The organism is Kistimonas asteriae (genome assembly GCF_018263925.1).
Lineage (GTDB): Bacteria > Pseudomonadota > Gammaproteobacteria > Pseudomonadales > Endozoicomonadaceae > Kistimonas > Kistimonas asteriae.
In genome coordinates this window covers 131,027-145,461 of sequence record NZ_JAEVHF010000009.1, presented here as the reverse complement: position 1 = coordinate 145,461, position 14,435 = coordinate 131,027, and the positions used below count along the sequence as shown (strand labels likewise).

The following is a 14,435-nucleotide window of genomic DNA, read 5'->3' as shown; positions in this document are numbered from 1 at the left end:
AGAACGACAGAACCAATAAAAATTCAGTAACAGGGATTACAGGGCGTGGAAATACGGGGGAAGGGTCGCAGTACCCGGCAACAGTGGGCAGGACTGGCCCGTGCAGTGTTCTTGGTGAGCGGGTTAGTGGTCGGCGCACCGGTTCTGGCCGTTTCGGGCATTGACTGGGAAGTCAATCAGCCCACCTTCGATACCGGTGAGAACCGCCAGCGTTTCGTGGATCTGCGCGTGCAGACCATAGCCGGTGAAGTGACGGTGAACCGGGTCTGGGATCGTGGCAACTGGCAATGGAACCGGGCCTGGGCAGACCTGACGATAGCAGGCTCGCAGGTGTGCCCGCCAACGGACTTTGACCCTAACCGGGTCAGTCGTTCTTCATCCCGAGGGCTGATTGCCACCGATGCCGGGGGGGACCGGCAGGCTTATACCGCAGATGACAGTTGTGTCGACAGTGACCAGCCCGCGACCGGCAACCGCCCCTATGCCATCATGCGAAGTGGTATTACTTATCTGCCGTTGCCGGGTGAAAACGGCACCTTTACCTATCGGGATCAGTGGACGATTGTCGCCCACGACCAGGGACGTGCTGGATATACCTGGCGGGATCGGCGCGGCTACAGTGCGGACTACGACAAGTACGGCCGCATGACGGCTTATGCCGGGCCCAACGGTATTGGTCTTACGCTGGAGCGTGACAATGAGCAGCGTATCAGCCGTGTGCTGGATCCCGAGGGTGTGGCCGTGATCAAGTTCCTCTGGCACGACGACCGACTGACAGGGCTGAGGGATCATACCGGTCGTGAAATGTCTTACCAGTATCAAGAGGTGCAGGAGAGCGTTAAGGATGCACAGGGAAAGACGGTGACGCTAACCCGGGGGGTACTGGATAAAGTCACGGCTGTGCGCGGTCAGCAATGGGGGATGCAGTACAGTGATGACACGGGTAAACGACTCACGGGGGTTGTCAGCCCAGAAGGGAGCATCACCACGTTTAATATCGACGGCAATGCCCGCCTGCTTGGTTATCAGGATGGTGATGGTGTGGGTAAGGCCTACAGCTACCGCTATGACAGCAGTACTGAAAAACACTATACCCGAATCACCGACACCTCAGGCACTGTGACGGAAGTGTGGAACAACCGCCTGGGTCAGCCGGTCAGGCGGGCCGTTAACGGTGAAACCGTACTGACCGCCAAGTACATTCTCTCGGACAATAGCACCGATGTTACAAGGATCTCCGAGGATTACCGGCAGCTTGGTGCAGAAGCCTATGGCTATCAAAGTGGCAGTGCGTCCCGGGCCCGTTACCTGTCGAGCAAAATCCAGGAAAAAGAACGCCCATACGTCAAGCGGGTGGAAGAGACAGATGCCTTCGGCAACACCACCCGGAAACACTACAACCGGGCGCGAGACTTGTTAAAGACGGAATACCCGGACGGCACAGCCTCCAGTGCAACCTATAACAGCCGGGGCCAGCGCACTGAGTTTGTGGCGGTGGACGGGACCCGAACGCACTTCGAATACGATGATCGCGGTAATCTGATCACACTGACGGAAGCAGCGGGTACAGCGCTGGAGCGGGTAACCCGCTATACGTTTAACAACCTCGGCCAGGTCACCGCGATGACTGCACCGGGGGGCAGCACAACCCGGCTTGAATATGACGCTTTCGGGAATGTGACCCGGCAGACTGACCCACTGGGTAAAGTCACGCAGTTTCAGGATTACGTCGGGCTGGGTAATCCCCGTACCGTCATTGATGCCCGGGGCAACCGCTGGGTCTCCACGTTTGATGCAGCCGGTAATCTCCTGACCATCACCGATCCGCTGAACAAGGTGGTGACCTATCGCTACGATGGCAACGGCCGGGTTCAGACCATAACCGATCCGAACGGGGAAATTACCACCCTGGAAAGCAACGCGGCCGGTCTGCCAACGGCGGTGATTGATGCGCTGAACGGACGCACGGAACTCACCTACGACAAGGCCAACCGGTTGACCCGACTGCTGGATGCGGAAGGGAAACGACTCAAGCGGGAGTACGATTCCCGTGGCCGCCTGAAAGCGCTGATCGACGGCAATGATAACACCACTACCTGGGAATACGACAATACCCGTTTAACCGGCATCCAGTACCCGACGTACAGGGAGAACTACCGCTACGATAACCGGGATCGTACCACCGTTGAGCAGCAGCATTTCAACGCCGGCGCTGATGAAGCGTCACCGTTGACAGAACTCACCCGTCGGTTCGATTACCTCATCGACAGCAACCTCAAACAGCGCAGTGATGCCAACAGCAATACCAGTGGCTATGAGTACGATGCCCTGGACCGGCTGATAGCCATGACCGATGCCGAAGGGGGTGTTACCCGCTACGGTTACGATGCCCGGGATAACCTGGTCAGTGTGATTGACCCGGAAGGGCGGGAAACCCGTTTTGAATACAATCTGCGCGATGAGGTGACTGCAGAGATCAAGGTCGGCCAGGGCGGTTTGAGTGATACCCGCCGTAGCTACCAATACGACGATAACGGCAACCTGATCCAGATCACCACGCCAAACGGCGAAGTCACAGCGTACCGCTACGATACGGCCAACCGGCTGGATGAGGCACGTTACTACGCGTCCAGCATACAGCAGGGTCAGAACCTGACGGAGAAAACCGTCAGTTACCGCTACACTCCGACCAATCAGTTCGCCGGCTATGACGACAACCGGACGGAAGCGGTGTACGGCTACGATGCCCTGAACCGGCTCACCGATGTCACGACCACCTTCAATAAAGGCACGGCTAACGCGTTCAGTAAGACTATCGGCTACAGCTACTACAAAAACGGACTGAAAAAGAGTTACACCAGTCCGGAAGGGCAGACGTACACCTACGAGTACGATAACAATAACCAACTCAGTGGCATTACGATTCCCGGCCAGGGCCGGATCAGTTACGCCGAACACCAGTGGCTGAGTCCCACGCAGATTATCTACCCCGGCGGCAGTGCGACCCGGATGGTGTACGACGGTCTGCTCAGACCCCTGGACAAGCAGACGCAGGACCCGGCCAGTAACAGCATGCTCAGCCTGGGCTGGGGCTATGACAACGAAAGCAATATCACCGGCCTGGGTATCCGCCACGGCCAGCAGTCGAAAGAGAGCGCCAGCTACAGCTATGACAAACTCTATCGCCTGACGACCGCTGACTACAGCATCAGTAACGATGGCTTCGGGGAAGCAGTTACACCGCGTACCAATGAAGCCTATAGCTACGATGGCGTCGGCAACCGGCTGGACAGCAAATCCAGCCCGGCCGACCTGGCACCGGATGTGTGGCAATACAATGCCTTCAACCAGCTGACAGAACAGAACGGTATCAGCTACGACTACGGCAAGAACGGCCATCTCATCAAAAGCGGCAAACGGAACAGTGAGGGGCACATTGCTGTTGATCCTGACAATCAGATCCCGTTCTGGGAGTTTATTTACAACAGTGAAGAGCGGCTGATTGCAGTTAAGAAGAACACCGCCACTGTTGCCCAATACCAGTACAACCCGTTGGGACAGCGTACCCAGAAGGTGCTGGCGGAAGGCACGACCATTCATTACCTGTACAGCCAGGAAGGTCTGGTGGGTGAGTATGCTGACGACGGCAGCCTGCTACAGGAATACGGCTGGAAGCCTCACAGCCTTTGGATGACTGATCCGCTGTTTACAAGAACGGCGGATGATAATGTCCATTACTATGTGAACGATCATCTGGGCACCCCGCAGAAAACTTTTACCCGAAATGGTGCTGTGACTTGGCAGGCACGGGCGACAGCGTTTGGGGAAACGGAAGTTCACCCCGATAGCAGGATTGCCAATAATTTGCGGTTTGCGGGGCAGTATTACGATGATGAAACCGCTCTAAATTACAATCTCTTCAGGGATTATGATCCCAGTCTTGGATGGTATATTCAGTCTGACCCTATAGGGTTAAATGGCGGGTTGAATGTTTACGTATACAGTAACGGTAACCCAGTTAATTTTATTGACTCTTTTGGCTTATGCCCTTGGTGCATTTTTGGTGCTGTTATAGGTGGTGGCATAAATGTTTGGACGCAATATAGTAGTAATGGTGGATTTGATAACTTTAACTGGGGATCATTTTTTGCTAGTACAGCCTCAGGTGCGTTTGGTGGTGCTTTAGGAACTCTTACTGTACGTGTAGGCACGAATGCTGGTTGGTTAATTGCGTCTAATTCTGTTGGGAGTTCAGCAATTGGTGCAGGTGTGACTGCAGCACAAAATAAATTGACGGGAAGCTGTAATAGCATTTCAGATGCTGCAATCAATGGTTTTCTTGTAGGTGGTTTTGGTGCTGGTGCTGGAGCGGCTATGTCAAGTGGAATATCTGCTCTGAACCGGGCGCGCTATAACTCTTTGCCACTTGCTACACGATTAATGCTAGGTTCTAACGCGATTTATGGTTACCCGCAGCCTGTTCTTATACCCGGTGGTGTAACAATATCGAATGCTGCGAGTAATACTATATCTAACATGTCTATTTACCAAAATGGTAAGAATTAGGTTTATGAAAAAATTAGTCTTTTTTGTTATTTATATTGTGGGATTTCCAGCTGCAGGAATCCTGACAGGTTATATTTTTTTTAAAATGCTTGATTTTGTTAACGGGCCTCTGAGTAGTCTTGCCCTAGAAATATCCCTCCTTATTTGGGGTGGGTTCGGGCTTTTCGCGGGGGGGTATGGCCTTAGGATTTTTCTTAGAATAGAAAGGTATAAAAAGATAAATTAGAGAACACACACTAAAGACCTATTGCAGATATGAGTGCTCAGATTGGTTATCAGGTCTCATATGGATGGAGATGGTGACTATTTACGATTGTTGTCGTATAAGGTCTATTGCTGCAATGTTGGCATACAGATTGAGTAGCAATAACTAATAGATGAAACGCTGGCTATTAATCTTGGTTGTCCTTGGAGGCCTACTCCGATGGTGGGGCAGTCGTCCCATAGACTATGGCCCAGGTGTACTGGTTAATGAAGTTCCTGAGCAAAGTCGCCTGCTGATGACGAATGACTTTGATTGGAATAACTACCAGGTTGAACCTATTGCGGAATTTTCTCTCAAGGCCCGGGTGCTGGGTCGAGAGGATTATCGCTTGGGGAGAGAGGCTGATATATCACCTACCGATCTCGCGCTAGGGTGGGGTGTGATGTCAGATTATGCAGTATTGGAACAGATACGCATTAGTCAGCGGAACCGGTTTTATTACTGGTCAGTAGATAGTTTCCCGGTGCCACGTCGCCAGATAGAAACCAACAGCGCCAATATGCATATGATACCAGCCAATGAGTACGTCGCTGATCAGCTGGATGAGGTGGTGGAAGGCGATATTGTGCATATTCGAGGCAAACTGGTAAATGTCAAAGGTGCTGACGGCTGGTATTGGAACAGTAGCCTGAGCCGGGAGGATACAGGTCGAGGGGCCTGTGAGCTGGTGTGGGTTGAGGACTTATGGATTGAGAAGGTTTGATGGCCTAATAGTGGCGCAATAGAGGCTCGATATACCCGTGGTGGCATTCGACAACGTTTTGATGACTCCGCATAAATCTTTGGTGTTTCAGTGTATTTTAAGCGGGAGCCGGTGAGCGAGTAAAAGGTCTATATAGGTTGCGTTAACCCGCTTGGGTATGGTTAGCAAATGTGTTTATTGGGTTAGTGCAACATCTACAGAAAGAGCACGATGGCAGGAAGGCTTGCAGTGGAGCGTTTGCAAAATTAGACAGAATAGCTAACAAGAGAGATAGAATGTCTTGCCGCTAATATTGATTAATACCCTCGTATAGCTGGTGGCTGTTTCGGCCTGATTCAGAACCATCAGGCCGGATTCGCCACCCTTTTTAGGTTTTGGGGTCCACGAAATTGGACCCCAAAACTGTTACTCTTCGTCTAAGCCTTTGTTTTCATTCTCAAAACCGCCTGCCTGGAACTCATACCACATTACACTGATACACGCTTATGTGATCGTAAGTTATTGATTTTTCGTGAATGACTGGTACTTTGGGGAACTAAAATAGCCTCTTATACACTATATAATTATAACGATTGGTTCCCAAATTGGTTCCCAAAAATATTTAAGGCGTGTAGGGCTGGTAGGAGGTATCGCCATGAGTATTAGTCTGGATATTCGTAAGCGGAAAAAAGGCACGGTTTACAAGTACATTGTAAGAGTCAGAACTGCCCATTTTCAGGCACAGGAACAGATGACATTTCCGGACCGTAGCTCTGGCCTTGCCTGGGCTAAGCAGGTTGAAAAGGAAATGCTGAAGCAGGCGGCACAGGATAATCCAGAGTATGATGCCGCCCGATCCCGTTCCGGTGACATAACCCTGAAAGACTACCTTGAGAAGTACCAGACAAAGATAGAATCACTACCCAAAGATAAGCAGATCAGCCACCGAGATATGCTGGCCATCAAGTTTTGGCAGCGTTCAAAGCTGGGCAAACTGCGAAGCAACCAGATAACTGGCGACCACCTGATCAAGTATTTGGATAAGCGGTTAGAACAGGTAACGCCATCAACCAATCATTTGTACGTGTCCGTGCTGAGACGTGCTATCGACTGGCAGAAGCGAGTGGGTTATTTCTTCAAGCAGTTTATCACCGACAGCGTAATGAAAGAGCTATGGAAGCTGAAGCTTGTTGGAAAGTCACGCCGTCATGATGTGCGACCGACCACAGACCAGGTTCTGATGTTGTATCGGGAATTGCTGGCCGTATACAACTACAACAGCAGCGTTATCCCATATCACCACCTGATGCTATTCAGCATTTACAGCACCTTCAGGGAGGGGGAGATATGCGGCATAAAGCGCAGCCAGCTTGACCGGGAAAACGGTCTTGTCATCATCGAAGACCGAAAAGACCCGAGTAATAAATTTGGTAACCACCAAAAGGTACCCATCCCGGCAGAGTGCATTGAGATCATTGACCGGCAGCCAGTGATAGAAGGGGAGGATAGAATTTTTCCATACAAGGCGAAATCTGTATCGTCGCGTTTTTCAATACTGACGGAAACGCTGGGTTTCCCTGAAGTGCGCTTTCACTCCTTTCGGCACGACGGCATCTCACGATTGTTTGAACATAAAATGTCGATTCCTGAAGTGGCACTCAGAAGTGGACACAAAACCTGGGAGCACCTGCGCCGCTATACCCACCTTTTGCACAATGAGCCTGCCGATTTATGGGGCATGTGCAAGGTGATAGAGAACGAATACTGGCAGGCCAACGAAATAAAAAACCCACGTGTCCGGGAAGCACTGGGCGTCAACTGACGCCCTTCACTTTTTCCCAGGCGTCAGTGTATGTCTGATGCCGACTATCCAAGTATTGGGCCAGATCAGACAGTCGCACCATGAGTGGTGATTTCCGGCTTTCAGTCATGCGCATGACCGGCACAGGCAACTGCTGGGAAGCAGCTGCTACTTTTGCCTTCTTTTCGCAGAGATTAAAGAACTCATCGCAAATTTCTTCCAGTCGTACATAGGGCTTTTCGTATCTAGCAAACAACATTAATTCTGTATTCATTGGCTTGCCCTTTATTTTATCGTTATCTACATAATTAATTTTTGCCCTTATCTAGAAGGGGATATCGTCATCAAAGTCATCAAACCCACTGTTTGGCGGTGACTGCTGTTGCAGTGGCGCTTGTTGCTGATCTGTACCGCGTTGAGGCTGTTTCTGGTATTGCTGGCCGTTACCTTCTCCGTTGCCTGCATCCCGGTTATCAAGCATCTGCATCTGACCTCGCATATCGACCACAATCTCAGTGGTGTAGCGGTCGTTGCCTTGTTGGTCTTGCCACTTGCGGGTTTGCAGCTTGCCCTCGATATAAACCTTGGAGCCTTTAACCAGGTACTGACCGGCAATTTCCGCCAGCTTTCCAAACACCACAACCCGATGCCATTCAGTTTTTTCTTGTGGCTGTCCGGTTTGCTTGTCCTTCCAACGTTCAGAGGTGGCGACAGTGAGATTGCACACCGCAGAGCCGTTCGGTGTGTACCGGGTTTCAGGGTCACCGCCGAGATTACCGATGAGGATGATCTTATTAACGCCTCTTGCCATGATGACTTTCCCTCGATTGGCGGGGCCGATATTTCAGCCCCGGTTCCTGTTAGCCTTTATTCCGGAGGATCGATTTAGTGCTTGTTAGCCTTTATCCCAAGTGGCCGATATAGGTTTCGATATGACCGCCGCTTAACTCGCTCACCAGTAATTCCTTGAACTCTTTGGTCATGGATTCTTGCGCCAGTTCAAACTGACGAATGCGCAGTGAAAGCATCGGCTTTTCTGCACCAGTCAGAACGCTGATACGAACCTCAAAGCTGTACTCACCCAGGCTGTTGTACGGAGTACAGGTAAAGACAAAGCCGGCTGGCATAGTATCTTTGCTTTTCGCTTCGATACGCTCCATTGCGCTCATGTTAGCGCTGTAGTCCTGAACTTCGCTTTCGACTTTTCTGACCTGTTCAATAGTCATCCGGCGAATTGCTGCAGCGGCAGTTTTGGCTGACATGGAATCGCCGGCAGTGTCATGGGCTTTAATGTTTTCGGCCCAGTCTTCAATCCACTCTGCCAGTTTCTTTTGATCAACACGCTCACCGTTGATTTGCATCAGCGCTCTGTACGCGGCGGTTCTGGTCAGGGAGAGTGAGGCTTTGTGACGTTGATGGCCGGGCTGGCCCAGGGTGCCAAGATCAAAGACGATTTCAGCTTTCATGCTGTCAGTGCTGATGTAGCAGTGCGAACCTTCCTGTTGGAACTCGCTGGCATACTCAACAAAGTCCGCCATGCTATCGGTACTCATCGAGGCCCGATAACTGTTCCGGTAAGGCATATAACGCTCAAGATCAGCAATCGTGAAATTATCAGGCAACACGGCTACGGTTGCCTCTGGGTGGCGGTCATTAACCTGTTGCAGCAGGGCAGGGATATTGGCGCTTTTCTGGATTTGCTCAATGGCGGTCTTGTCCACGTCGTACATTCCTTTATTTCTTATGGGTCAGGTTTTGCCTGATTTGCGGCTCAGGCTGGCCGTTGGGTTACTTGCGTTGACCGTCGATCTGGTGAACCAGGGCATACTGCCCGTCGTGTTCTTCCTTGGGCTGCTCAATGCTGAGCCGGCCCCCCTTGGCCACAAACATCGGGGTTTCAGTGGTGTTTTCTTCCATCTTCTTACCCCGGGTAGTTGGGGTGGAGTGGGAGAGTTTGTGGGAGATGATCACTTGGCTATGCTCACCAACCCGCTGAAAAGTGAGTTCAAGATTTAGCTTGCCCTTACGCGACCTGTCGCCATTCAGAACCGTCCCTAGCGCTACATCGCTCAGCATGTGGGCCAGCTTCTCTTTCAGTACTCCGCCGTCCAGGTCTTCAATAAACTCAACAACATCCGTGGCATTACTCATTGTTTACCCTCCAAGGTTTTCTTTTTTTGGCCTATAGCCGGGTTGATTGCTCGCTAATCCTTGATTACCAATGAGTACCAAACTCAGTACTCAATCTTGCGAGCATGATGTCCATGTCTGCTAAAAACTCTGCTGCGCACGTATCAAATTGCCGCATCATCTTTTCGTCGCGCTTGATTGTTACAATTTGAAGTTTCTTGGTCCGCATGCGTGGGTCGAAGCTCGCAAAGTCCCACTTTTCAAGGTCAGTTACCCACATGGAAAACTGGCACTGCTTTTGATATTCGGGTTTGATCTTGTCGGAGCAGACGAATTCGATATACGTTCTCGATGCCCAGGGGCATTTCAGCTCGAGCCCCCGCTCACTCAGTAACCCATCTGGCGAACAGCCGAAGCGCATCAGGTCGTCCTTGTAGATAAGGGGAATGCTCTTAACGACACTGAAAGTTTCCGCGCTGTATGCCTCTCTGGCATTAAGCTCGTTATCCTTTCCCCAATTTAGAGCCTTGGCATTAATTTCTTCGGGGATTAAGCCCGTGCAAACCTGCGCTACCAGTTCGGCAAGATAGCTTTGGCGTTTTGCGGTGTCTTTACCTGCAAGAAGGCAATCAGCACGGGACGCTGTAACTACTCCGGCACGCATACGGTGCCACTCAGGTGAGCCTTGTTCTATTTTCGTAGGGTCAAAGCCAAACGTGTCAGCGTGTTTTTTCAGCTCCTGATAAAAGTCTCTCATTTGCTGTTCTCCATGTGATAAGCGAGGCTCTGAAGCTGATCGTTGGAGAGGTCGTCAAATGACTGGATAAGGCAGTCAACCTTTTGAGAGGCCCACTGAAAGAACTCTTCATTGGTTCGGTTTTTTTGTTGGATAATGGCTTTGATAGTTGCCACAGGGTCTTCAATAGCAGGTTCATTATTGTTCTGCGAGGCTGCTTCAGCCACTTCGGTGATGCGCTCCTTGATATAGCGCTGGTCATCAAAGAAGCCGAGGAATACATCAGCGTTAAAGCCCAGACGACTCAGAGCCTTGGTCAGGGTGTCCGTTTCCACTTTCTTGGCAAAGTCATCATCAATACGGTCGCCGTTCAGGTATTGAATAGCGTTGTTTACTACGAAGCTGCCACCGGGGTAATAGAACTCAGCCGCATACAGGCATGTGTTACTCTTGCGCAGTGTCTCGAAATCCATATTTACTTCACGCAATCCCCAGCTGGAACCATAGGAACCCCACTGTCGGGTAGCCTCCATGATCTGGCTTTGGGCGCAAATGGCAGTAAAGCCGCCACGCTGATTCACTCGTTTAGTGAAGGCGGGGTTGGTCTTGCAGACCTGACTCCACAGCTCCATGGTGTTGTTTTTTGAATCATTGCTCACGGATTCCCCTCCTCGATTTCTTCCTGCCGGAGCGTATTGACCAGCTCCAACACACAGGCACGCGCATCAGCGTGAATCTTTATCACCTGTTCTGCGTCAGTTCCTTTACAGGCTTCTTGCTCTTTGCGGTACATGGCGACACTTCGCAAAAGATCGTTTCGAAGCACGTCCAGATAGGTGAGCTTCATAGCTCGTCACCAGATGCCAGTGATTTTTTGACAACCCGGTCAATGGCCTTGTTCAGCGTTAGGCCGTCAGGGTCATCAAAGATTTCGTGGAAGGCTGCTGCGCAAGCTGCATCCAGGGTGATTACCTGATAACGGGAACCCCAATTGCTGCCCTTACTGTTTTGGGCGGCGTCAATCAGTGCTGCGCCGATGCTGTCGAATACTTCCAGAGCCGCCGCTTCAATGGCCGCGTCCTGCTTATCCAGCTTGCCTTGGTGTTCTGAGTAGGCGCGTTCCTGCGCCGATGTATGGCAGTGGTTCATCCTGTTTCTCCCTGTCGCTGTTTAACGTTGGCAGTACTAAATATAAATACACTATGTACTACAGTCAACAGAAAGAGTTAAACAATTTGCACTAACCGTCGGAAGACGGTTAAGGGAAGGGAATAAGAGGGAGAGGTTAGAGCAGGTCGAATCGGTTGATGCAGTCGTCGAGGGAAATAGTCTTGTCGCCGTGTCCTATTGTCAGGTTGGAATAATCGACCATAAGAGGGGCTTTGCTGTCCCCCAGGGCATCACGCAGCATGGCGGCAGGGATAATGGCGTAATCAAGTCTCAGGTCAGTGAGCAACGGCACCACCAGATAATCAGGCCAGCTTGAATCGCTCAGGGGAGGCTGCCACCCATCGAACCCGGGGAATGGCAGGAACAGGTTTATGGTTCGGGTCTGGTGCCTGCTGTTTGATACCGTGTAATCAAACGTGCCAGCTATATCAGTGACCTGTAAGCCCTGTTTTTCAAGGCTGTCACTGAAATCATCCTCAATACCACGCAGGCTGTCACGTCGCGCTTTCAGCCAGTCGGCTTGGGCGTCGGAGTAACGTCTGGCGCACTGGCCGGCATAACGAACCAGTGCAGCTATGTTACCTGGAGCCGGTTTTGTAATCTTGTCGCCACCACCGGCAGGCTTGTCTAGCCAGCCTTCAGCCAATCCAAACGCCTTTTCAATCTCTCTTGCCACCTTATGACCGATGGAGCGAGTGGGATTATCACGCAGATAAACGCTGACAACCTGCGGAGTCTTGCCGATCCTGTGCGCAAACTCGGATCGGTTAATCCGTTGCTCTTTTATGATTCTTAGGGCGTTATCGCGTCGTATCTGCTTTATGTCCATAACACATTCCTAGAACTATTTGTCTATTTTAAGCGTCCACAAATACAGTGAAAGAAACAAAATGGACTAATAACTTGATAAAGTAGCACAGGAAGTATTAAAGTAAGGTTGTCAGTAACGGAGAGAGCCTTATGGACTTGCGAGAATTCTGGTTTCAATGCACCAAAGAAGAAAAACAGGCGTTTGCGGACGCTATAGGATGCCAAATCCTGAATGTTCACACCGCCTATCTGAAGCCCAAGCCGGAGCAGCGTCGCCATCCGTCCAATCGTCGTATTGCCCAGATGGTTAAAGCCAGTAAGGGGAAGCTGACCATTGAGAGTATTGCGGATTATTTCATTGGACAGGAAACGCGCAACATCCTGAAAGAAATGGAAGGCCAGAAAAAGTAAAACCCGCCGGAGCGGGTTTTTGCCAACGTCATTAACTTTTCGAGAGAAAAAGCAAATGAACAATCTCAGTATGGAGCAGTCAAAAAATTTTTACAAACCATCTAATTCTGCTGAGCGTGCCACTCCTAATCAGGGTATCGGCAAGTGCCTGAAGGCGTTGAGAGAGGGTACGGGGCTGTCGACCTATCAATTGGCGCACTATTGCGGTGTGCATCATTTGACGGTGTTTGCGTGGGAGAAAGGCGAATCAAAGCCATTGCCGGAACAGCTCAGCAATCTGGCCGTTCTCTACGAAACCAGTATTGAAAATATCCTCATGGGTATGGAGTGCCTGGAAGGCCTCGAGCCTGGCCGGGAACACCGGGCCGAGTTTCAGATCAACCTCAAGCCGGGTGGTGTGGCAGAGCTTCAGATCAACAAGAACGCGCAAGTTATCCGACTGGATAAGTCCGACATGCTGGAGCTTGGGCAGTTTCTGGCGGAGGCAGATGTATGAGTCTGGAAGCGATTGTTTGGGCATGGAAGCGCCCATTAAATGATTATGTTGAGCTGTTATTGTTGCTCGCCTTAGCTGATCTTGCCAACGAGGATGGTGAATGCTGGCCGGGTTATGAACGACTGATGGAAAGAACCCGGATCAAATCACGGGCGACACTGGCCAAAAAACTGAATAGTTTGGAGGTGGCTGGCTACATCGAGAGACATAAAAGACCAGTGTTCACAGGCGGTAGTAAAACGACGATTTATCGTCTGATTACCAATCCCGAAAGTTCACCAAATGAACTATCCCGAAAGTTCATTTCACGGACACCGAAAGTTCACGAGGTGAACTCTCGTTCTACTGTTACCCAGTCAGTATTACCCAGTCAGTTAAATATATTGTGTGATTCGTTCGGAGATTGGTGGAAAAGTTACCCGAAACGTCAAGGTTCCAAGGGCAACAAAAAAACCGCCGAACGCACCTACCTGATACACCTGAAAAACGGTTTCAGCGAGCAAGACCTGTTGAACGCTGTTCACCGTTACCGCCATTACTGCGACGTAACCGGAAAGATCGGAACGGAGTACGTCAAGCAGGCAACGACCTTCCTGAATGACACTGGCAACTTTGAAAACGCATGGACGGTTAATCATGAAAACAACAAAAGAACTTCTGGATGCCGTAACCAAAAACAGGAAACCATTGCAGCAATTTGGGGAGCGCCAGGAGTCGGCAGCGACCCCAGAGCAGATCAACGAGGCCAAGCAGCAGCTAGTGAACGACCTGTTCAAGATCATGCAGTTGAAGAAGCCACACCAGCTTACCTCAGCTTACCCGACGCCGGAGATCATAGAAATGGCAAAGGATGAATACATGCTTCAGTGGAACGGCTTGAATTCATCCATGGTGCGACACGGCATTGAAAAGCTGCGTAACGCTCGCATTGAGTGGCTACCAGACCCGGTTGAGTTTGCAGAAGATTACTGTCGAATCACCGCTGAAGACCTGGGAATGCCTAAAGTGCGGGACGCATGGTTGGAAGCCTGTAATCACAGCCACGAGCCCACTTCATGGAACTGGAGCCATGACGCAGTAAGGCTTGCCGGTCGCGCAGTTGGCTGGTTAACCCTAAAGGGCTACTCAGACGAGCAGCAGACCAGGAGAGAATTTGATCACGCATACCAGACACTCATAAATCGGGCGGTGAGAGGTGAGGATATAACCGGCAAGGTTGGCAAGGCCTTGGAAGACCTGAGCCGCATTGACCCAGTCGAGGCGACAGAGCGGCATAACGCACAACAACTGTCAGACACTATGCGCAAGCAGGGCATAAATCCAAGCGGTGGACGCGCTGAATTCCTAAAAACGATCAGGGGGCTTTGA

At 50.9% G+C, this 14,435-nt stretch carries 16 protein-coding genes; 7 read left to right on the top strand and 9 right to left on the bottom strand.

Going from position 1 to position 14,435, the window contains the following annotated elements; all coding sequences use genetic code 11:
* Positions 1-45 precede the first annotated feature (45 nt).
* The 3 genes from KHS78_RS11985 to KHS78_RS11975 all read left to right on the top strand — a co-directional run bounded on the left by KHS78_RS11985 (position 46) and on the right by KHS78_RS11975 (position 7,335).
* Positions 46-4,566 carry an RHS repeat-associated core domain-containing protein gene (locus tag KHS78_RS11985; protein WP_211828706.1) on the top strand — a complete coding sequence of 1,507 codons (4,521 nt, stop codon included), beginning with the start codon at positions 46-48 and terminating at the stop codon, positions 4,564-4,566.
* Between the two features lie 377 nt (positions 4,567-4,943).
* Positions 4,944-5,534: a hypothetical protein gene (locus KHS78_RS11980; protein WP_211828705.1), complete on the top strand. Its 591-nt coding sequence runs from the start codon at positions 4,944-4,946 to the stop codon at positions 5,532-5,534.
* Positions 5,535-6,168: 634 nt separating this feature from the next.
* Positions 6,169-7,335, top strand: coding sequence for a tyrosine-type recombinase/integrase (locus KHS78_RS11975; RefSeq protein WP_211828704.1), 1,167 nt, complete (start codon positions 6,169-6,171; stop codon positions 7,333-7,335).
* On the opposite strand, the gene KHS78_RS11970 is transcribed toward KHS78_RS11975, so the two are convergent.
* The 9 genes from KHS78_RS11970 to KHS78_RS11930 all read right to left on the bottom strand — a co-directional run bounded on the left by KHS78_RS11970 (position 7,328) and on the right by KHS78_RS11930 (position 12,179).
* On the bottom strand, positions 7,328-7,588 hold the full coding sequence (locus KHS78_RS11970; protein ID WP_211828703.1) for a pyocin activator PrtN family protein: 261 nt from the start codon (positions 7,586-7,588) through the stop codon (positions 7,328-7,330). The two genes, KHS78_RS11975 and KHS78_RS11970, sit on opposite strands and share 8 nt — an antisense overlap.
* Before the next feature lie 51 nt (positions 7,589-7,639).
* A complete protein-coding gene (gene ssb / locus KHS78_RS11965) occupies positions 7,640-8,125 on the bottom strand; it encodes a single-stranded DNA-binding protein (RefSeq protein WP_246506413.1) in 486 nt (161 codons plus the stop codon).
* Positions 8,126-8,216: 91 nt separating this feature from the next.
* Positions 8,217-9,035, bottom strand: a complete 819-nt coding sequence (locus KHS78_RS11960) for a DUF2303 family protein (RefSeq protein ID WP_211828702.1) — start codon at positions 9,033-9,035, stop codon at positions 8,217-8,219.
* A 67-nt stretch (positions 9,036-9,102) separates the two neighbouring features.
* On the bottom strand, positions 9,103-9,465 hold the full coding sequence (locus KHS78_RS11955; protein ID WP_211828701.1) for a hypothetical protein: 363 nt from the start codon (positions 9,463-9,465) through the stop codon (positions 9,103-9,105).
* A 64-nt stretch (positions 9,466-9,529) separates the two neighbouring features.
* Positions 9,530-10,201 (bottom strand): lambda exonuclease family protein, encoded by a 672-nt coding sequence (locus KHS78_RS11950; RefSeq protein ID WP_211828700.1) that lies wholly within the window; start codon positions 10,199-10,201, stop codon positions 9,530-9,532.
* Positions 10,198-10,839 carry a hypothetical protein gene (locus KHS78_RS11945; RefSeq protein ID WP_211828699.1) on the bottom strand — a complete coding sequence of 214 codons (642 nt, stop codon included), beginning with the start codon at positions 10,837-10,839 and terminating at the stop codon, positions 10,198-10,200. The genes KHS78_RS11950 and KHS78_RS11945 overlap by 4 nt, the downstream gene beginning before the upstream one ends.
* The gene (locus KHS78_RS11940) at positions 10,836-11,027 is read right to left on the bottom strand and encodes a hypothetical protein (protein WP_211828698.1); all 192 of its coding nucleotides are present in this window, start codon (positions 11,025-11,027) and stop codon (positions 10,836-10,838) included. Before KHS78_RS11940 ends, KHS78_RS11945 begins: the two co-directional genes overlap by 4 nt.
* Positions 11,024-11,329, bottom strand: a complete 306-nt coding sequence (locus KHS78_RS11935) for a hypothetical protein (protein ID WP_211828697.1) — start codon at positions 11,327-11,329, stop codon at positions 11,024-11,026. Before KHS78_RS11935 ends, KHS78_RS11940 begins: the two co-directional genes overlap by 4 nt.
* A 136-nt stretch (positions 11,330-11,465) precedes the next feature.
* Positions 11,466-12,179, bottom strand: coding sequence for a helix-turn-helix domain-containing protein (locus tag KHS78_RS11930; protein WP_211828696.1), 714 nt, complete (start codon positions 12,177-12,179; stop codon positions 11,466-11,468).
* Between the two features lie 131 nt (positions 12,180-12,310).
* Between KHS78_RS11930 and KHS78_RS11925 the strand changes: the two genes are divergently transcribed.
* From KHS78_RS11925 to KHS78_RS11910, 4 genes are read left to right on the top strand one after another with little or no spacing between them, the layout of a single operon-like run.
* Entirely contained in the window at positions 12,311-12,571 is a 261-nt protein-coding gene (locus KHS78_RS11925; protein ID WP_211828695.1) for a hypothetical protein, read from the top strand.
* A 55-nt stretch (positions 12,572-12,626) separates the two neighbouring features.
* Positions 12,627-13,067 (top strand): helix-turn-helix transcriptional regulator, encoded by a 441-nt coding sequence (locus KHS78_RS11920; RefSeq protein WP_211828694.1) that lies wholly within the window; start codon positions 12,627-12,629, stop codon positions 13,065-13,067.
* On the top strand, positions 13,064-13,921 hold the full coding sequence (locus KHS78_RS11915; RefSeq protein WP_211828693.1) for a helix-turn-helix domain-containing protein: 858 nt from the start codon (positions 13,064-13,066) through the stop codon (positions 13,919-13,921). The genes KHS78_RS11920 and KHS78_RS11915 overlap by 4 nt, the downstream gene beginning before the upstream one ends.
* Positions 13,848-14,435 carry a replication protein P gene (locus KHS78_RS11910; protein ID WP_246506410.1) on the top strand — a complete coding sequence of 196 codons (588 nt, stop codon included), beginning with the start codon at positions 13,848-13,850 and terminating at the stop codon, positions 14,433-14,435. The genes KHS78_RS11915 and KHS78_RS11910 overlap by 74 nt, the downstream gene beginning before the upstream one ends.